At 60.7% G+C, this 18,757-nt stretch carries 13 protein-coding genes; 10 read left to right on the top strand and 3 right to left on the bottom strand.

Annotation, left to right across the window (positions count from 1 at the left end):
- Nucleotides 1–291 precede the first annotated feature (291 nt).
- The 3 genes from rplJ to MU551_RS06700 all read left to right on the top strand — a co-directional run bounded on the left by rplJ (nt 292) and on the right by MU551_RS06700 (nt 3,364).
- Nucleotides 292–897: a 50S ribosomal protein L10 gene (rplJ, locus tag MU551_RS06710; protein WP_247041866.1), complete on the top strand. Its 606-nt coding sequence runs from the start codon at nt 292–294 to the stop codon at nt 895–897.
- A gap of 78 nt (nt 898–975) precedes the next feature.
- A complete protein-coding gene (gene rplL, locus MU551_RS06705) occupies nt 976–1,353 on the top strand; it encodes a 50S ribosomal protein L7/L12 (RefSeq protein ID WP_247041859.1) in 378 nt (125 codons plus the stop codon).
- A gap of 172 nt (nt 1,354–1,525) precedes the next feature.
- Nucleotides 1,526–3,364, top strand: a complete 1,839-nt coding sequence (locus MU551_RS06700; protein WP_247041858.1) for a 5'-nucleotidase C-terminal domain-containing protein — start codon at nt 1,526–1,528, stop codon at nt 3,362–3,364.
- Here MU551_RS06700 and MU551_RS06695 read toward each other — a convergent pair.
- The 3 genes from MU551_RS06695 to MU551_RS06685 form a co-directional block, all read right to left on the bottom strand.
- The gene (locus MU551_RS06695) at nt 3,361–3,849 is read right to left on the bottom strand and encodes an aminoacyl-tRNA deacylase (RefSeq protein WP_247041857.1); all 489 of its coding nucleotides are present in this window, start codon (nt 3,847–3,849) and stop codon (nt 3,361–3,363) included. The two genes, MU551_RS06700 and MU551_RS06695, sit on opposite strands and share 4 nt — an antisense overlap.
- A 72-nt stretch (nt 3,850–3,921) precedes the next feature.
- Nucleotides 3,922–5,121, bottom strand: a complete 1,200-nt coding sequence (locus MU551_RS06690; protein ID WP_247041856.1) for an acetyl-CoA C-acetyltransferase — start codon at nt 5,119–5,121, stop codon at nt 3,922–3,924.
- Between the two features lie 33 nt (nt 5,122–5,154).
- The gene (locus tag MU551_RS06685; RefSeq protein WP_247041855.1) at nt 5,155–5,295 is read right to left on the bottom strand and encodes a hypothetical protein; all 141 of its coding nucleotides are present in this window, start codon (nt 5,293–5,295) and stop codon (nt 5,155–5,157) included.
- A 98-nt stretch (nt 5,296–5,393) separates the two neighbouring features.
- Between MU551_RS06685 and MU551_RS06680 the strand changes: the two genes are divergently transcribed.
- The 7 genes from MU551_RS06680 (at nt 5,394) to tuf (ending at nt 18,679) form a co-directional block, all read left to right on the top strand.
- Nucleotides 5,394–5,909, top strand: a complete 516-nt coding sequence (locus MU551_RS06680) for a hypothetical protein (RefSeq protein ID WP_247041854.1) — start codon at nt 5,394–5,396, stop codon at nt 5,907–5,909.
- A 346-nt stretch (nt 5,910–6,255) separates the two neighbouring features.
- Nucleotides 6,256–9,774 carry a DNA-directed RNA polymerase subunit beta gene (gene rpoB, locus MU551_RS06675; RefSeq protein WP_247041852.1) on the top strand — a complete coding sequence of 1,173 codons (3,519 nt, stop codon included), beginning with the start codon at nt 6,256–6,258 and terminating at the stop codon, nt 9,772–9,774.
- Between the two features lie 110 nt (nt 9,775–9,884).
- Nucleotides 9,885–13,784 carry a DNA-directed RNA polymerase subunit beta' gene (locus MU551_RS06670; protein ID WP_247041851.1) on the top strand — a complete coding sequence of 1,300 codons (3,900 nt, stop codon included), beginning with the start codon at nt 9,885–9,887 and terminating at the stop codon, nt 13,782–13,784.
- A 411-nt stretch (nt 13,785–14,195) separates the two neighbouring features.
- Complete coding sequence (gene rpsL / locus MU551_RS06665) at nt 14,196–14,570, top strand: 30S ribosomal protein S12 (protein ID WP_011692814.1); 375 nt, start codon at nt 14,196–14,198, stop codon at nt 14,568–14,570.
- A gap of 1 nt (nt 14,571) precedes the next feature.
- Nucleotides 14,572–15,042: a 30S ribosomal protein S7 gene (gene rpsG / locus MU551_RS06660; protein ID WP_011692813.1), complete on the top strand. Its 471-nt coding sequence runs from the start codon at nt 14,572–14,574 to the stop codon at nt 15,040–15,042.
- Nucleotides 15,043–15,111: 69 nt separating this feature from the next.
- The gene (fusA, locus tag MU551_RS06655; protein ID WP_247041849.1) at nt 15,112–17,226 is read left to right on the top strand and encodes an elongation factor G; all 2,115 of its coding nucleotides are present in this window, start codon (nt 15,112–15,114) and stop codon (nt 17,224–17,226) included.
- Between the two features lie 262 nt (nt 17,227–17,488).
- Nucleotides 17,489–18,679: an elongation factor Tu gene (tuf, locus tag MU551_RS06650; RefSeq protein WP_247041846.1), complete on the top strand. Its 1,191-nt coding sequence runs from the start codon at nt 17,489–17,491 to the stop codon at nt 18,677–18,679.
- The last annotated feature ends 78 nt before the right edge of the window (nt 18,680–18,757 follow it).

The following is an 18,757-nucleotide window of genomic DNA, read 5'->3' as shown; positions in this document are numbered from 1 at the left end:
TTGGCCGAAGGACACGGCTTCCCGTAAGCTTGAACTACCAAAGACCGTCGGTTGTTGGAATCCACTCTTTCAAACACAACTCACTTCTGCAGTCGTGTGCGGGAAGAGCCAGTGGATTTTCAGACGAAGGACCCTGAACATAGGGCGGCCGGCGCAGGTGAACGAAGTGAAGTTCCGCAGTCTTCGAGACTGTGTTGAGCCAAGCCCCGTGCATCTGCGCGGGGCGTTTTTAGTTTTTAGCTCACTTGAGCGGGGACCCGGAATACCGGCACTATCCCCGGAAGGAGGGTTATGGCAACGCCTACAAAGGTTTCAGCAGTAGCTGAGATCACTAACGATTTCAAGGAATCGAACGCCGCTGTCCTGACCGAATACCGTGGGCTCACTGTTGCACAGCTCAAGCAGCTGCGTGTTTCCCTCGGCCAGGACACCAAGTTCTCGGTCGTCAAGAACACCCTGACCGCAATTGCAGCCAAGGAAGCTGGTGTCGAAGCATTCGACGGTCAGCTTGCCGGCCCTACTGCAATCGCATTCATCAAGGGTGACGCAGTTGCAGCGGCTAAGAGCCTGACGGATTTTGCCAAGACCAACAAGCAGCTGGTTATCAAGACCGGTTACTTCGAGGGCAGGAAGATGGATGCCAGCGAAGTTATCGCTTTGGCAGCCCTCGAGTCCCGTGAGCTGCAGCTCGCCCGTGTTGCAGGTGTCCTCAAGGCTCCTGCTGCCGCTGCTGCACGCATCATTGACGCTCTGCGCCTCAAGCTTGAAGAAGAGAACGGTGCTCCGGCTGTAGCCGAAGCTCCCGCCGCTGAAGAAGCACCCGCAGCCGAAGAAGCTCCGGCCGCTGAAGCAGAAGCTCCGGCTGAAGCTCCCGCAGCAGCCACCGAAGAGAACTAACTCTCTTACCACCAGACTCCGGTGTGAAGGCGCGGCCCAAGGCCCCTGCTGATCACCATTACAGGAAGGACGCCAACCATGGCGAAGCTCACCAACGAAGAGCTCATTGAAGCTTTCAAGGAACTGACCATCATCGAACTCTCTGAGTTCGTCAAGCTCTTCGAAGAGACCTTCGAAGTTACCGCTGCTGCTGTTGCTGTAGCCGGCCCCGCCGGTGGCGGCGCTGCTGCAGAGGAAGAGGAGAAGACGGCATTCGACGTCATCCTCGAAGCTGCTGGCGACAAGAAGATCGCAGTGATCAAGGAAGTTCGCGCCATCACCTCCCTCGGCCTCAAGGAAGCCAAGGACCTGGTTGACAGCGCACCGAAGGCTGTTCTCGAGGGCGTTACGAAGGAAGCTGCCGAGAAGGCAGTTGCACAGCTCGAAGAGGCCGGCGCACGCGTTACCCTCAAGTAATTCTGTGTCCGGCGGGCCGCACCTGAGCCCGCCGCTAGCTTCCGGGAAACCCCGTCCACTTTGTGGGCGGGGTTTCCTGCTTAATCCCCGGGTTAGGAACGTGAGGACCCTAGACTGTGGCTTTAGCGATTGTGGAAGAACCCGATCAGCAAAGCGCACAGGAGCCCACTTCATGACAGATCCCGGTTCATCCGTGTCCCGCCGAACGATGCTTGCCGCAGCCCTCGTGGGAGGGAGCGCTGCCGCCGCGTCACTGGCAGGGGCGCCTGCAGCCCAGGCGCGGCCGGGGCTGCAGCCAGGCGGGAAGAGCTTTACCCTCACGGTGCTGGGTACAACGGACCTGCACAACAATGTGCTCAATTGGGACTACTTCAAGGACGTTCCCTACACCGACGCTGCGGGCAACCGTATCGGCATTGCCCAGGCCTCCACCCTCATCAAGGCGATGCGTGCCGAGCGTGGAGCAGGGAATTGCCTCACCTTGGACGCCGGCGACACTATTCAGGGAACGCCTCTTGCCTACTACTATGCCAAGGTCAAACCGGCTTCCGGAACAGTCAAGCATCCAATGGCGCTTGCCATGAATGAGGTGGGCTACGACGCCGTGGCCCTGGGAAATCACGAATTCAATTACGGCATTCCGCTGCTCCGCACCTGGGAGAGCCAGCTGGACTTCCCGCTGCTGGGTGCAAACGTCCGCGACGTCGCCAGCGGCAGGCGTGCGTTTACTCCTTACGTCCTCAAACGCATCGATACCGGGAACGGCTGGGTAACCGTCGGCCTGGTTGGATTGGTAACCCCGGGTTGTGCCCTCTGGGACCGCGACAACGTTCACGGCCGCCTTGACTTCAATGGAATCGTCGAGGAGGCCAAGCTCGTGATCCCGGAAGTCCGCGCGGCCGGAGCCGACGTGGTTATTGTTTCCAGCCATTCAGGGGCGACGCCGGGATCCTCCTACGGTGATGCCCTGCCGTTCCCGGAAAATGCTTCCACGCAGCTGGCCGAAGACGTGCCCGGTATCGACGCCATCCTCGTCGGCCATGCCCACATCGAGATTCCTGAGCGGTTCGTGCTCAACAAGGCCACCGGAAAACAGGTTCTCCTCACCGAACCCCTGAAATGGGGGATGCGGGTGTCGGTCATGGACCTTGTGCTGGCCAAGGAACGCGGCAGGTGGTCGGTGACTTCCGCAAGCTCCCACTTGCTGGACGCCAAAACAGCGGAAGCGGATCCCGCCGTCGTAAGCGCAGTTCAAGCCGGACACGACGCAACCGTTAAATACGTGAACACGGTCATCGGGACTTCGACGGCGGATCTGAATACCGCTACAGCATGCTGGTCCGATTCACCTGCGATAGACGCCATCAACTATGTCCAGGCCACCACAATCAAAGCTGAACTTGCCGGTGGTCCGGCGTCGCAGCTCCCTGTTCTTTCCATTGCGGCAGCCTTTTCCCGTACGGTCGACGTCAAGGCCGGGCCGCTGACCATCCGAGACGTCGCCGGTCTCTACATCTTCGACAACACCCTGCTCTCCATCAAGGTCGACGGGGCGTTGGTCAAGGACTATCTCGAATGGTCAGCCAGGTACTTCAAAGCGGTCAGCACCATCACAGTGGCGCCGCAGGACCTCACCAACGCTCCCACCTCTATGGCCCCGGCCGGCACCCCCGATTACAACTACGACGTCGTGTATGGCCTGGACGCGCCGCTGACCTATGACATTGACGTCGCACGGCCGGTGGGGGAGCGCATCATCAACCTCAGTTATGGAGGCGCGTCCATCGGGCCCGGACAAGAGTTCGCCTTGGCCATCAATAACTACCGCCAAAGCGGCGGAGGCAACTTTCCTGGCGTGAAGGAAGCGCCCCTGCTTTCCAACAGCCAGCAGGAGATCCGCCAGCGGATTATCGATTACGTCCTGGCAACGGGAACTCTTGACCCTGCCGTGTTCAGCCAGCAGAACTGGAGGCTTGTGGTCAACGGGGAGCCATTGACGGTCACCGCCTAAGCTTCCTCGCTGATATCCGCGACCACTGCTCCAAGAGCAGCGGTCAGGGCATCAGCGTCAACGAAAGCGCTGTAGCCGTGTTGTCCGGCACCTAGCGAGATCCGGCGCCCGGCTATGGACTGATCGGCAAAAACGGGCCAGGCAGTGGTGCTGCCGAGAGGCGTGATAGTCCCGCGCTCATAGCCGGTTGCGTCGAACGCGACGTCGGCCGCTGGAAGGGAAAGCTTGTTGACGCCCAACAGGCTCCGGAGTTTGGGCCAGGAAATCTGACGGTCCCCTGGCACAAGGGCGAAGAAGAAGCTGCCGTCCTTGTGCTTGACCACCAGCGACTTCACGATGTCCGACGGCCGGATCCCAAGGATGGCGGCTGCCTCCTCAAGGCTCTTAGCCGGGGGTCGCTCCACCAGTTGTACTTCCAGCCCCCTGTTTGCAGCGTCGCTCAGGAATCGCTGCCGGCCTGTAGTCCCGCCGTCGTCGTCAGTCATTTACTTCTTTCGTTCGTGTCCGCCGCCCCGGGGCAATGTCCCAAGGGCGGTCTTCGTGCCGGATCCTCGATGTCAGTCCCGGTACAGGAGCAAGGCCTCGCCCTGGCCCCCGCCTCCGCAGAGTGAAACTGCCGCTTTGCCCGCCCCGCGCCTTTTCAGCTCGTGCGCTGCATGCAGGGCCAAGCGTGCACCGGACGCTCCGATCGGGTGACCCAGTGCTATGGCGCCGCCGTGGAGGTTGCACTTCTCGAGCGGGTAGTCCAGATCCTTCAGGGACTGGACAGCAACAGAGCCGAAAGCCTCATTGATTTCGATGAAGTCAAGGTCGGCAGTGGTCCAGCCAGCCCGCTTGAGCGCGTGCTGTACGGCATTGGACGGCTGGGAGTGCAGCGAATTGTCGGGGCCTGCCACCTGTCCGGGCTTGCCCACAACTGCCAGGTACTCCAGGTTGTTATCTGCTGCGTATTTGCGGGAGGTCAGGACCAACGCTGCTGCCCCGTCGGAAAGAGGGGAGGAGTTGCCCGCGGTGATGGTGCCGTCGGTTGCGAAAGCGGGCTTGAGGCCGGCGAGAGTCTCCAAAGTGGTGTTAGGCCGGACGCCTTCATCAGATGTCAGAGTCACCGGCTCGCCTTTGCGCTGCTTGACGTTGATAGGCGCAATTTCCTGGTCAAACACTCCATTCGTGGAAGCCGCTGCTGCCCGCCTGTGCGACTCGACGGCCACATTGTCCTGGGCGGTGCGGTCGATGCCCAAAACAACGTTTTTGGTTTCAGTGGAAAGACCCATCGATTGCCCGTCAAACGCATCCGTTAGTCCATCGTGCGCGGCCACGTCCAGCGCCTGGATGGCACCGTAGGTCCACCCCTGCCGGGAGCCGGGAAGGATGTGCGGCGCCCTTGTCATGGACTCCTGACCACCGGCGACGACGACACTTGCGTCACCACTGCGGATCATCCGGGCAGCGTCGATGACGGCGGTCAGCCCCGAAAGACAAACCTTGTTGATGGTGACAGTGGGAACATTCCAGCCAATTCCCGCTCCGACGGCGCTCTGGCGTGCGGGGTTCTGTCCCGCACCGGCCTGCAGCACCTGGCCCATGATGACGGCTTCCACCCGCCCGGCGTCCAGGCCGCTGGCTGCAATAGCCGCCCTTATGGCGTGTGCACCGAGTTCGACGGCGGTGAAGCCAGCCAGTTGTCCGTTGAGCCGGCCCTGTGGTGTGCGGGCGCCGGACAGGATGACAACGTCATTGTCGTCTGACGAGTAGGTCATGGTGATCTTCCGTTCCGTTGACGTATGGACAGGCTAACCGTGTGGACAGGCTATCCCGGGCAGAACAGCCGCGATGCCCGCTGCTTCTTTGTTTAACGTTTCCACTGCCCCCTCAATTCCGTCCAGTTCACCGTGGTTCAGCGTGGGGTGGTCCTGGAGGGGAGAACTACCCATGACCGGAGACTGCGCCCTTGAACCTGCGTGCGTAGGGTGGTACGTGGACGGCCCCAGATTGGGATACGACGTCAAATTGGGGACCAGGAGCAGTTATTTTGAAGAAGACCATTGCCGGTACAGCCGCAGCAGTCGCTGCCGTTATCACCATCGCCGGGCTGACGTCCTGTGCCGCCTCCGAGCCCGTACCGGTCACCACCGCCGGTGCCGCCGAGACCACCTCCGGTTCCGCCGAGACCACCTCCGGTTCCGCCGAGACCACCTCCGCGCGTCCAAACGCCACGGATGCGGAAATTTCCGCGAGGGCCGCCGGGGCTGGCGACGTCAAGGGCGCGTGCCAGCTTTTCAACACTCTGTACGCGGACTATAAGGCGGTATCTGTCAACGATGTGAACGCGTACGAGGACATCTACTTCGTCTCCGAGGAGGCAAAGAAGACAGCTCCGAAGGCCGTATATGGGTTGTTTGCGGCCCTGAGCCTGATCGCCATCGACCACTCGGGCTCGGCGGGTTCCGGCGAGGGGCCCGAGCAGGCGTCGAAGGACACGGTCCGCGACCAAGTCTTTGCCGCGGCCCCCGCCTGCACAGCTGTGGACGTTACTCTCAGGCTTTAATGCCCACCCGAGGCCCGCGGAATCTGTACGAATCCGGCACTCTTCTGGACCGGATAGGTGCCCCCGGCAACAGTGCTTGCATTACGGCGGGAAGTGGGGTAGACACGTAGGCGCATTTGCCGTATTGTGGATATTTGCGTCTTCCCTGTTTACCTTCAGCCTTCATATAGCGGTGGGCTTTGCCTGGCAGCTGTTTCACGAACGCGCCGTCGACGACGGCTCCTTCTTGTACAGCACGGGTCCCGGGTCATATAGCGGAACCGGACTGGTAGCACTGCGGAGAGTTCCGCAGGGTACTTAGCGGGGAAGATCTGAATACGCCTGAAGGTCTGTGGAAGGATCCCTCTTGGTCGCCTCGAGCACCTCTAATGTAAATAACGCCGCAACCGCTATCAACGCCGACAGCACCGATGGTGCCACTCGCCGGCTCTCATTCGCAAAGATTCACGAACCGCTTGATGTTCCGAATCTGCTTGCCCTGCAGACGGACAGCTTTGACTGGCTGGTCGGCAACGAACGCTGGCAGGCACGCGTTGCGAAAGCTGTGGAAGAAGGCGACCTCAGCGTCGCTACTTCCTCCGGCCTCTCCGACATCTTCGAAGAGATCTCCCCGATCGAGGACTTCCAGGGCACCATGTCCCTGAGCTTCTCCGACCCGGAGTTCGCTGACCCGAAGTACACCATGGCTGAGTGCAAGGACCGGGACGCTACGTACTCGGCACCCCTGTACGTCAAGGCCGAATTCATGAACAACAACACGGGCGAAATTAAGCAGCAGACCGTGTTCATGGGTGACTTCCCGCTGATGACGGAGAAGGGAACGTTCGTTGTCAACGGCACCGAACGTGTTGTTGTCTCCCAGCTGGTCCGCTCGCCGGGCGCCTACTTTGAGCGCACCGCGGACAAGACCAGTGACAAGGACATCTTCACTGCCAAAATCATCCCGTCCCGCGGTGCATGGTTTGAACTCGAGATCGACAAGCGCGACCAGGTCGGCGTTCGCCTTGACCGCAAGCGCAAGCAGTCGGTCACCGTTCTGCTGAAGGCCCTTGGCTGGACCGAAGGCCAGATCCTCGAAGAGTTCGGCCAGTACGACTCCATGCGTGCGACGCTGGAGAAGGACGCCACGGAAACCCGTGAAGACGCCTTGCTGGATATCTACCGGAAGCTGCGACCAGGCGAGCCGCCCACAGTTGAGGCTGCCCAGTCGCTCCTGGACAACCTGTACTTCAACTCCAAGCGCTACGATCTGGCCAAGGTTGGCCGTTACAAGATCAACCGCAAGCTTGGCATCGACCGCTCCCTTGGCGACAAGGAAGCCTCGGTCCTGCACGTTGAAGACATCGTCGCAATGATCAAGTTCCTTGTGGCCCTGCACGCCGGCGAGAAAACCCTCATGGGCAAGCGCGACGGCCAGGATCACGAGCTGCGTGTTGAAATCGACGACATCGACCACTTCGGCAACCGTCGCATCCGCGCCGTGGGCGAGCTCATCGAGAACCAGGTCCGCACCGGCCTGTCCCGTATGGAGCGCGTCGTCCGCGAGCGTATGACCACGCAGGACGTCGAAGCGATCACGCCGCAGACCCTGATCAACATCCGCCCGGTTGTTGCAGCGATCAAGGAGTTCTTCGGAACTTCGCAGCTGTCTCAGTTCATGGACCAGAACAACCCGCTTTCGGGTCTGACCCACAAGCGCCGTCTGTCTGCGCTTGGCCCGGGTGGTCTGTCCCGTGACCGTGCAGGCATGGAAGTCCGAGACGTACACCCGTCCCACTACGGACGTATGTGCCCCATCGAAACTCCTGAAGGCCCCAACATCGGTCTGATCGGTTCGCTGGCTTCGTACGGACGCATCAACCCGTTCGGTTTCATCGAAACCCCGTACCGCCTTGTTGCCGAAGGCGTCGTTTCCGATGAGGTCCAGTACCTCACCGCCGACGACGAAGCAGAGGTCCTGATCGCACAGGCCAACGCTCCGCTGGACTCCAACAAGAAGTTCGCCGAAGAGACGGTTCTGGTCCGCGCCCGTGGTGGTGGAGGCGAGCCCGTGTTGGTTCCCGCCGCCGAGGTGCAGTTCATGGACGTTTCCCCGCGCCAGATGGTGTCGGTGGCTACAGCCCTGATCCCGTTCCTCGAGCACGACGACGCCAACCGCGCACTCATGGGTGCCAACATGCAGCGCCAGGCCGTGCCTTTGGTCCGTTCCGAGGCCCCCTTCGTGGGCACCGGCATGGAGCGTGCAGCAGCCGTCGACGCCGGTGACGTAGTCATCGCGAAGAAGGCAGGTGTGGTCACCGAGGTGTCCGCTGAACTCGTCATCATGCTCAACGACGACGGCACGGAAACCAACTACCGCATCAACAAGTTCGCCCGTTCCAACCAGGGCAACTGCTACAACCACCGCGTGTTGGTGAGCGAAGGCCAGCGCCTCGAGGTCGGCGGCATCATTGCTGACGGCCCGGCAACGGACCAGGGCGAGCTCGCCCTCGGTAAGAACCTCCTTGTGGCATTCATGTCATGGGAAGGCCACAACTTCGAGGACGCCATCATCCTGTCCCAGCGCATCGTCGCTGAGGATGTTCTCTCCTCCATCCACATCGAGGAGCACGAGATCGATGCCCGCGACACCAAGCTTGGTGCCGAGGAAATCACCCGTGACATCCCCAACGTCTCCGAGGAAGTCCTCGCAGGCCTGGACGAGCGCGGCATCATCCACATCGGTGCCGAGGTTGAAGCAGGCGACATCCTGGTCGGAAAGGTCACCCCTAAGGGTGAAACCGAACTGACCCCGGAAGAGCGCTTGCTGCGTGCCATCTTCGGTGAGAAGTCCCGCGAAGTGCGCGACACCTCCCTGAAAGTTCCCCACGGTGAGTCGGGAACCGTCATCGGTGTCCGCGTTTTCGATCGCGACAACGACGACGAACTGCCCCCGGGCGTCAACCAGCTGGTCCGCGTCTACGTGGCTGCAAAGCGTAAGATCACCGACGGCGACAAGCTCGCCGGCCGTCACGGCAACAAGGGTGTCATCTCCAAGATCCTCCCGGTCGAGGACATGCCCTTCCTTGCTGATGGAACCCCCGTCGACATCGTCCTGAACCCCCTGGGTGTTCCGGGACGTATGAACGTCGGCCAGGTGCTGGAAACGCACCTTGGCTGGGTTGCCAAGACCGGTTGGAAGATCGAAGGCGAGCCCGAGTGGATGAAGCAGCTGCCGAACCTGCCACGCGAAAGTGGCCAGACCACTGTCGCGACGCCGGTCTTCGATGGTGCGCGTGAAGAGGAAATCACAGGCCTCCTGGATTCCACCAACCTGACACGCGACGGCGAACGCCTGATCAACTCCTCTGGCAAGACCCGTCTGTTTGACGGCCGCTCCGGCGAGCCGTTCCCGGATCCGATCTCGGTCGGCTACATGTACATCCTGAAGCTCCACCACCTGGTGGACGACAAGATCCACGCGCGCTCCACCGGCCCGTACTCCATGATCACGCAGCAGCCGCTGGGTGGTAAGGCTCAGTTCGGTGGCCAGCGCTTCGGTGAAATGGAAGTGTGGGCGCTCGAAGCCTACGGCGCCGCCTACACGCTCCAGGAGCTCCTCACGATCAAGTCGGATGACATCCATGGTCGTGTGAAGGTCTACGAAGCCATCGTCAAGGGCGAGAACATCCCCGAACCGGGCGTTCCTGAGTCCTTCAAGGTCTTGATCAAGGAAATGCAGTCGCTGTGCCTGAACGTGGAAGTGCTTTCCACGGACGGAACCACAATTGAAATGCGTGACTCTGATGACGCAGTCTTCACGGCTGCGGAGGAACTGGGTATCGATCTGTCTCGTGCAGAGCCCAGTTCCGTAGAAGAGGTTTAGCAGGCGTCCGGGGGAAGCGGTTCGCTCAGCGGCGCCGCTTTTCCCGGATTCCTCCCTCTTTCCGTAACCAAGACTTCAGAATTTAGAGAACAAGAGAGAACAGGGACCATATGTCCAGCGAATCCTCCTTCGGCCTCATGCAAATCGGCCTCGCTACCGCGGAAGACATCCGCGGATGGTCGTACGGCGAGGTTAAGAAGCCGGAAACCATCAACTACCGCACACTCAAGCCTGAGAAGGACGGACTCTTCTGCGAGAAGATCTTCGGCCCGTCCCGCGACTGGGAATGCTACTGCGGTAAGTACAAGCGCGTGCGCTTCAAGGGCATCATTTGTGAGCGGTGTGGCGTTGAAGTCACCCGCGCCAAGGTGCGCCGCGAACGCATGGGCCACATCGAGCTCGCCGCTCCGGTAACCCACATCTGGTACTTCAAGGGCGTTCCCTCCCGTCTGGGCTACCTCCTTGACCTGGCACCGAAGGACCTCGAAAAGGTCATCTACTTCGCCGCCTACATGATCACCAGTGTCGACGCCGAAAGCCGTCACGAGGAACTGCCCAACCTCCAGGTTGAGCACGACATCGAGAAGAAGCAATTGGTTGACAACCGCGACTCCGACATCGCCACGATCGCCCGCGATCTCGAGAACGAGCTTGCCCGTCTCGAAGGCGAAGGGGCGAAGGCTGCCGATAAGAAGAAGGCCCGTGATTCCGCGGACCGTCAGATGGCAAACGTGCGTAAGCGCGCCGACGCCGAGATCGAGCGCCTGGAACAGGTTTGGGATCGTTTCAAGAACCTCAAGGTTGCTGACCTTGAAGGTGACGAAGGCCTTTACCGCGAACTGCGCGACCGCTACGGCATGTACTTCGAAGGCTCCATGGGTGCCGAAGCCATCAAGAAGCGTCTTGAGAACTTCGACATGCAGGCTGAGTCCGACCTGCTGCGCGACGTCATTGCCAACGGCAAGGGCCAGCGCAAGACCCGTGCCCTCAAGCGCCTCAAGGTGGTCAACGCATTCCTGACCACGAACAACAGCCCGCTCGGCATGGTGCTGGACGCCGTCCCGGTGATCCCGCCGGAACTGCGTCCGATGGTCCAGCTGGACGGTGGCCGCTTCGCGACCTCCGACCTCAACGACCTCTACCGCCGTGTGATCAACCGCAACAACCGACTCAAGCGACTGCTTGACCTGGGTGCTCCGGAGATCATCGTCAACAACGAGAAGCGCATGCTTCAGGAAGCTGTTGACAGCCTCTTCGACAACGGCCGCCGCGGCCGTCCTGTCACCGGACCGGGCAACCGTCCGCTGAAGTCCCTGAGCGACATGCTCAAGGGCAAGCAGGGCCGTTTCCGTCAGAACCTCCTGGGTAAGCGTGTTGACTACTCGGGCCGTTCCGTCATCGTCGTCGGCCCCCAGCTGAAGCTGCACCAGTGTGGTCTGCCCAAGCAGATGGCTCTGGAACTCTTCAAGCCGTTCGTGATGAAGCGCCTGGTTGACCTCAACCACGCCCAGAACATCAAGTCGGCCAAGCGGATGGTTGAGCGTTACCGCCCGCAGGTCTGGGACGTCCTCGAAGAGATCATCACCGAGCACCCTGTGCTGCTGAACCGTGCACCTACCCTGCACCGTCTCGGCATCCAGGCCTTCGAGCCGCAGCTTGTTGAAGGTAAGGCAATCCAGCTCCACCCGCTGGTTTGTGGCGCCTTCAACGCTGACTTCGACGGCGACCAGATGGCAGTCCACCTGCCGCTGAGCCCCGAAGCCCAGGCTGAAGCACGCATCCTGATGCTGTCATCGAACAACATCCTGAAGCCGTCCGACGGCCGTCCGGTGACCCTGCCTTCGCAGGATATGATCATCGGCCTCTACCACCTGACCACCAAGCGCATTGGTTCAGCTGGCGAGGGCCGGGTATTCGGTTCAGTCGCGGAAGCCATTATGGCCTACGATCTCCACGAGCTGCACCTGAACTCCAAGGTCAAGATCCGGCTCGAGGGCTTTGTCCCTTACCCCGGCTGGGAAGCTCCTGAGGACTGGGAGCCGGGTCAGACCGCACTGGTTGAGACCTCGCTCGGCCAGGTCCTCTTCAACGAGACCCTGCCTGAGGACTACCCCTGGGTTGAGGATGTTGCCGACAAGGGCGAACTGTCCCGGATCGTCAACGACCTTGCCGAGCGCTACCCGAAGGTCGTAACAGCCGCAACGCTGGACAACCTGAAGGATGCCGGTTTCTACTGGGCAACCCGTTCAGGCGTCACCGTGGCTATCTCGGACATCGAGGTACCCAAGGACAAGCCCGTAATCCTTGCCGGTTACGAGACCATGGCTGCCAAGATCCAGGGCCAGTACGACAAGGGCCTGATCGACGACGACGAGCGTCGCCAGGAACTGATCGAAATCTGGAACAAGGCAACCAACGAGATCGCCCAGGCGATGCGTGACAGCCTCTCCCCGATGAACACCATCAACCGCATGGTGTCCTCCGGTGCACGTGGTAACTGGATGCAGGTTCGTCAGATCGCGGGTATCCGTGGTTTGGTGGCCAACCCTAAGGGTGAAATCATCCCGCGTCCGATCAAGTCCTCCTACCGCGAGGGCCTGTCGGTGCTGGAATACTTCATCGCCACGCACGGTGCCCGTAAGGGTCTGGCTGACACCGCGCTGCGTACCGCCAACTCGGGTTACCTGACCCGTCGTCTGGTGGACGTTTCGCAGGACGTCATCGTCCGCGAAGAGGACTGTGGCACCGAGCGCGGTCTGGTCACTCCGATCGCCGTGGCTGACGCCAACGGTGAGCTCACCCTGGACGAGAACGTCGAGAACAGCGCCTACGCACGCACCCTGGCTGTCGACGTCGTCGACTCCAAGGGCAAGGTACTGGCTGCCGCCGGCACCGACTGCGGTGACGTTGTTATTGCCGAACTGTTCGCGGCCGGCATCACCGAGGTCAAGGTCCGCTCTGTTCTCACCTGTGAGTCCAGTGTCGGTACCTGCGCCCTGTGCTACGGCCGTTCGCTGGCCACTGGCAAGACCGTTGACATCGGTGAGGCTGTTGGCATTATTGCCGCCCAGTCCATCGGTGAGCCCGGTACCCAGCTGACCATGCGTACGTTCCACACCGGTGGTGCTGTTTCGGCCAGCGGTGGCGACGACATCACCCAGGGTCTGCCCCGTATCCAGGAGCTCTTCGAAGCCCGTACCCCGAAGGGTGTTGCACCGATTGCTGAAGCAGCCGGCCGCATCACCATTGAAGAGTCCGAGCGTCAGATGCGCCTCGTCATCACCCCTGACGACGGCACGGAAGAGATCGCCTACCCGGTACTGCGCCGTTCACGTCTCCTGATCGAAGACGGCCAGCACGTCACGGTCGGCCAGAAGCTGATCAACGGTCCGGTCGATCCCAAGCAGGTTCTGCGCATCATGGGTCCCCGTGCTGCTCAGAAGTTCCTGGTTGACGAGGTCCAGGGCGTGTACCGCAGCCAGGGCATCGGTATCCACGATAAGCACGTCGAGGTTATCGTCCGCCAGATGCTGCGCCGCGTCACGGTCATCGAGTCCGGCGAATCGGATCTGCTTCCGGGCGAGCTGGCTGAGCGCAGCCGCTTCGAGGACGCCAACCGCCGCGTGGTATCCGAGGGCAAGACACCGGCTTCCGGTCGTCCTGAACTTATGGGTATCACCAAGGCATCGCTGGCAACCGAGTCGTGGCTGTCCGCTGCTTCCTTCCAGGAGACCACCCGCGTCCTGACGCAGGCGGCCATGGAAGGCAAGAGCGATCCGCTGCTCGGCCTCAAGGAGAACGTCATCATCGGTAAGCTCATTCCGGCCGGCACGGGTCTCCCGCGCTACACCGAGGTGACAGTTGAACCGACTGAGGAAGCAAAGGCCAACCTCTTCACCGGCCCGAGCGCCTTCAGCGATTTCTCCTACGACTCACTGGGCGGTGACGGAGCTCCCGAGTTCCACGCCATCCCGCTGGATGACTACGACCTCGGAAGCGACTTCCGCTAAGAGTCAGTCTGTTCAAGTCTGAGAAAGGGATGGTCCCGCACCGCAAGGTGGGGGACCATCCCCGTTTAACCCATCGGGAACTGGGCCTGTGCAGGGCCGATTAAGGTCTGCTGGCCGTCCGTGTTAGACTGGGTACCAATTGTTATTGTGGCAGTGGATGAGTGCGCCGTTACAGCTGAAAGGCTGGATCAGAGCGACGTTTCCGGTTTGCAGGGTTCTTGTGCAACGTATGCCACATTTTTGCATGCCTAGGGACCTTTGATGACGTGAGTCGCTCCCTAAGTCTGCGATCAGACTATTAAAGGCTTCGCCTCAGCTGCTCTGAAGACTTCTTCAAAGCTCGAGCGGCGGGGCAAAGCAACAGGAGAGCGGCTGTCAGCGGCCGCTCCGGATAAAACGGAGAACACGAGAGTGCCTACGATTAACCAGCTGGTCCGTAAGGGCCGCACGCCTAAGGTCAAGAAGACCAAGGCTCCCGCGCTTAACGGCAGCCCCATGCGCCGCGGTGTCTGCACCCGCGTTTACACCACCACCCCGAAGAAGCCGAACTCGGCTCTGCGTAAGGTTGCACGTGTGCGCCTCAACGGTGGCGTTGAAGTCACCGCTTACATCCCGGGTGTAGGCCACAACCTCCAGGAGCACTCCATTGTGCTCGTACGTGGCGGCCGCGTTAAGGACCTTCCGGGTGTCCGCTACAAGATCGTCCGTGGTGCCCTCGATACCCAGGGTGTCAAGAACCGTAAGCAGGCTCGCAGCCGCTACGGCGCAAAGATGGAGAAGAAGTAATATGCCTCGCAAGGGTCCGGCCCCCAAGCGGCCGCTCGTACTAGATCCCGTTTACGGCTCCCCGTTGGTCACCCAGCTGATCAACAAGGTGCTGGTTGACGGCAAGAAATCCACCGCAGAGCGCATCGTTTACGGTGCCCTTGAAGGTGCTCGCGCCAAGTCCGGCGGCGACCCCGTCGCAGCCCTCAAGAAGGCTATGGAGAACGTCAAGCCTTCCCTCGAGGTCCGCTCCCGCCGTGTCGGTGGCGCCACCTACCAGGTTCCCGTTGAGGTCAAGCCGGGCCGCTCCACCGCACTGGCTCTCCGCTGGCTCGTTGGCTACTCCAAGGCCCGCCGCGAAAAGACGATGACCGAGCGTCTCCAGAACGAGATTCTGGATGCATCCAACGGTCTCGGTGCCGCTGTAAAGCGCCGCGAAGACACCCACAAGATGGCCGAGTCCAACAAGGCCTTCGCACACTACCGCTGGTAATACTTCCCGGACGCCGCCGGCTCAGACGAGCCGGCGGCGAACGTGTAGTCCATCCGAAAGGGAGACACCGTGGCACAGGACGTGCTTACCGACCTTAGTAAGGTCAGAAACATCGGCATCATGGCCCACATCGATGCCGGCAAGACCACCACCACCGAGCGCATTCTGTTCTACACAGGTGTGAACCACAAGATTGGCGAAACGCACGACGGCGCTTCGACCACTGACTGGATGGAACAGGAAAAGGAACGCGGCATCACCATCACGTCTGCCGCCGTGACCTGCTTCTGGGAAAACAACCAGATCAACATCATCGACACCCCCGGTCACGTGGACTTCACCGTTGAGGTTGAGCGCTCCTTGCGTGTCCTCGATGGTGCCGTTGCCGTGTTCGATGGCAAGGAAGGCGTGGAGCCGCAGTCGGAGACTGTCTGGCGCCAGGCCGACAAGTACAACGTTCCGCGCATTTGCTTCGTCAACAAGATGGACAAGCTCGGCGCTGACTTCTACTTCACCGTCGACACCATCATCAGCCGCCTCGGTGCCAAGCCGCTCGTTATGCAGCTGCCCATCGGCGCCGAGAACGACTTCGTCGGCGTCGTAGACCTGCTGTACATGCGTGCATTGGTCTGGCCCGGCGACTCCAAGGGTGACGTCACCATGGGTGCCAAGTACGAGATCCAGGAGATCCCCGCCGATCTTCGCGAAAAGGCCGAGGAGTACCGCGCAAACCTCATTGAGGCTGTTGCAGAGTCCTCCGAAGAGCTCATGGAGAAGTACCTTGAGGGTGAAGAGATCACCGTCGACGAACTCAAGGCCGGCATCCGCAAGATGACCATCAACTCCGAGCTCTACCCGGTATTCTGTGGGTCCGCCTTCAAGAACCGTGGCGTGCAGCCGATGCTGGACGCAGTTGTTGACTACTTGCCGAACCCGCTCGACGTCCCGCCGATGATCGGTCACGATCCCCGCGACGAAGAAAAGGAATTGACCCGCAAGCCTTCCTCCGAGGAGCCGTTCTCGGCCCTTGCGTTCAAGATTGCGACGCACCCGTTCTTCGGTCAGCTCACCTTCGTCCGCGTGTACTCCGGTCACGTTGAAGCCGGCGCGCAGGTGGTCAACTCCACCAAGGGCAAGAAGGAGCGCATCGGCAAGCTGTTCCAGATGCACGCCAACAAGGAAATGCCGGTCGACGGCGCCACCGCGGGCCACATCTATGCAGCAATTGGTCTCAAGGACACCACTACAGGTGACACCTTGTGCGACTCCAGCAACCAGATCGTCCTCGAGTCGATGAGCTTCCCGGAGCCCGTGATCTCTGTTGCGATCGAACCGAACACCAAGGGTGACCAGGAGAAGCTCTCCACGGCCATCCAGAAGCTCTCCGCTGAGGACCCGACCTTCCAGGTCTCCCTCAACGAAGACACCGGCCAGACCATCATCGCCGGCATGGGCGAGCTCCACTTGGACATCCTGGTGGACCGCATGCGCCGCGAGTTCAAGGTCGAGGCAAACGTTGGCAAGCCGCAGGTTGCTTACCGCGAAACCATCAAGCGTGCTGTAGAGCGTCATGACTACACGCACAAGAAGCAGACCGGTGGTTCCGGCCAGTTCGCAAAGATCCAGATTGCGATCGCACCGCTGGACACGTCCGAGGGTGAGCTGTACGAGTTCGAGAACAAGGTCACCGGTGGCCGTATTCCGCGTGAATACATCCCGTCGGTTGATGCCGGTATTCAGGATGCACTGAACGACGGCGTGCTGGCCGGTTACCCGGTCGTCGGCATCAAGGCAACGCTGATTGACGGCGCGTACCACGATGTTGACTCCTCGGAAATGGCGTTCAAGATCGCCGGACGTATGGCTTTCAAGGAAGCCGCACGCAAGGCGAACCCCATCCTGCTCGAACCGCTGATGGATGTCGAGGTCCGAACCCCTGAGGAATACATGGGGGAAGTTATCGGTGACCTCAACTCCCGCCGTGGCCAGATGCAGTCCATGGAAGATGCCCAGGGCGTCAAGGTTATCCGTGCGCACGTTCCGCTGTCCGGCATGTTCGGCTACATCGGTGACCTGCGCTCGAAGACCCAGGGCCGCGCTGTGTACTCCATGACATTCCACAGCTATGCCGAGGTCCCGAAGGCGTTTGCCGACGAGATCATCCAGAAGACCCGCGGCGAATAGTCCTCGCGACTGTTCCAGCGACAAACTCGGGTGCGTTTCCGATCTCCGGAAATTCGCCTGGTGCAGGTGGCCGTGGCCCGGTTAGATGCAACCCGGTCAAGCCGGGTCCGGCCATCCGCGCGAACAGGCTCTAGGGACTAGTATTAGTTCCTGAATCTGCAATTTCACCAATCCAAAGCCCCCCAAGTAGACTTACTGGAGTTTCTGCCGCGACAAGCGCGGTTGAAGGGTAAGTCATTTGAAAACGTTCTAGGAGGAACCTGTGGCAAAGGCAAAGTTCGAGCGGACTAAGCCGCACGTTAACATCGGTACCATTGGTCACGTTGACCACGGTAAGACGACGTTGACGGCCGCCATTTCCAAGGTGCTGTATGACAAGTACCCGACTCTCAACGAGCAGCGCGACTTCGCGTCTATTGACTCTGCTCCCGAAGAGCGTCAGCGCGGCATTACCATCAACATTTCCCACGTTGAGTACCAGACCGAGAAGCGCCACTACGCACACGTAGACGCTCCGGGTCACGCTGACTACATCAAGAACATGATCACCGGTGCTGCACAGATGGACGGTGCAATCCTCGTGGTTGCCGCCACTGACGGCCCGATGGCTCAGACCCGCGAGCACGTTCTGCTTGCCCGCCAGGTTGGCGTTCCCTACCTGCTGGTCGCGCTGAACAAGTCGGACATGGTTGACGACGAAGAGCTGCTGGACCTCGTTGAAATGGAAGTTCGTGAGCTGCTCAGCGCACAGGGCTTCGATGGCGACGACGCTCCCGTAGTTCGCGTTTCCGGCCTGAAGGCTCTCGAAGGCGACCCCGTTTGGGTCAAGTCCGTCGAGGACCTCATGGAAGCCGTAGACGAGTCCGTTCCGGACCCCGTACGTGACCGTGACAAGCCGTTCCTGATGCCGATCGAAGACGTCTTCACGATCACCGGTCGTGGAACCGTTGTTACGGGCCGCGCCGAGCGTGGCACCCTGGCAATCAACTCTGAGGTCGAGATCGTCGGTATCCGCCCGATCCAGAAGACCACCGTTACCGGTATCGAGATGTTCCACAAGCAGCTCGACGAAGCATGGGCCGGCGAGAACTGTGGCCTCCTGCTCCGCGGTCTGAAGCGTGATGACGTAGAGCGTGGCCAGGTTGTCGTCAAGCCGGGTTCCATCACCCCGCACACCGACTTCGAGGCTAACGTCTACATCCTCTCCAAGGACGAAGGTGGGCGTCACAACCCGTTCTACTCCAACTACCGCCCGCAGTTCTACTTCCGCACCACGGACGTAACCGGCGTTATCACCCTGCCGGAAGGCACGGAAATGGTTATGCCTGGCGACAACACTGAGATGACCGTTGCGCTCATCCAGCCCATCGCCATGGAAGAGGGCCTCGGCTTCGCAATCCGCGAAGGCGGCCGCACCGTTGGTTCAGGACGCGTTACCAAGATCATCAAGTAGTTTTTGCTGATCCTGGATCGGGAGCCCATGTAAGGCCCTCGTGAACCTTGAAAAGCCCCGCTGCTGGTGCAGCGTAGC

The organism is Arthrobacter rhizosphaerae, from assembly GCF_023062595.1.
Lineage (GTDB): Bacteria > Actinomycetota > Actinomycetes > Actinomycetales > Micrococcaceae > Arthrobacter > Arthrobacter rhizosphaerae.
The sequence above is the reverse complement of the archived record's forward strand: the minus strand, read 5'-3'. Positions and strand labels throughout refer to the sequence as shown.

Excerpts from the sequence above, each read along its gene's own strand:
- MU551_RS06670 (WP_247041851.1), top strand. The coding sequence starts at position 9,885 with ATGTCCAGCGAATCCTCCTTCGGCCTCATGCAAATCGGCCTCGCTACC.
- MU551_RS06700 (WP_247041858.1), top strand. The coding sequence starts at position 1,526 with ATGACAGATCCCGGTTCATCCGTGTCCCGCCGAACGATGCTTGCCGCA.
- rpsG (WP_011692813.1), top strand. The coding sequence starts at position 14,572 with ATGCCTCGCAAGGGTCCGGCCCCCAAGCGGCCGCTCGTACTAGATCCC.
- rplL (WP_247041859.1), top strand. The coding sequence starts at position 976 with ATGGCGAAGCTCACCAACGAAGAGCTCATTGAAGCTTTCAAGGAACTG.
- MU551_RS06695 (WP_247041857.1), bottom strand. The coding sequence starts at position 3,849 with ATGACTGACGACGACGGCGGGACTACAGGCCGGCAGCGATTCCTGAGC.
- MU551_RS06690 (WP_247041856.1), bottom strand. The coding sequence starts at position 5,121 with ATGACCTACTCGTCAGACGACAATGACGTTGTCATCCTGTCCGGCGCC.
- MU551_RS06685 (WP_247041855.1), bottom strand. The coding sequence starts at position 5,295 with ATGGGTAGTTCTCCCCTCCAGGACCACCCCACGCTGAACCACGGTGAA.
- rplJ (WP_247041866.1), top strand. The coding sequence starts at position 292 with ATGGCAACGCCTACAAAGGTTTCAGCAGTAGCTGAGATCACTAACGAT.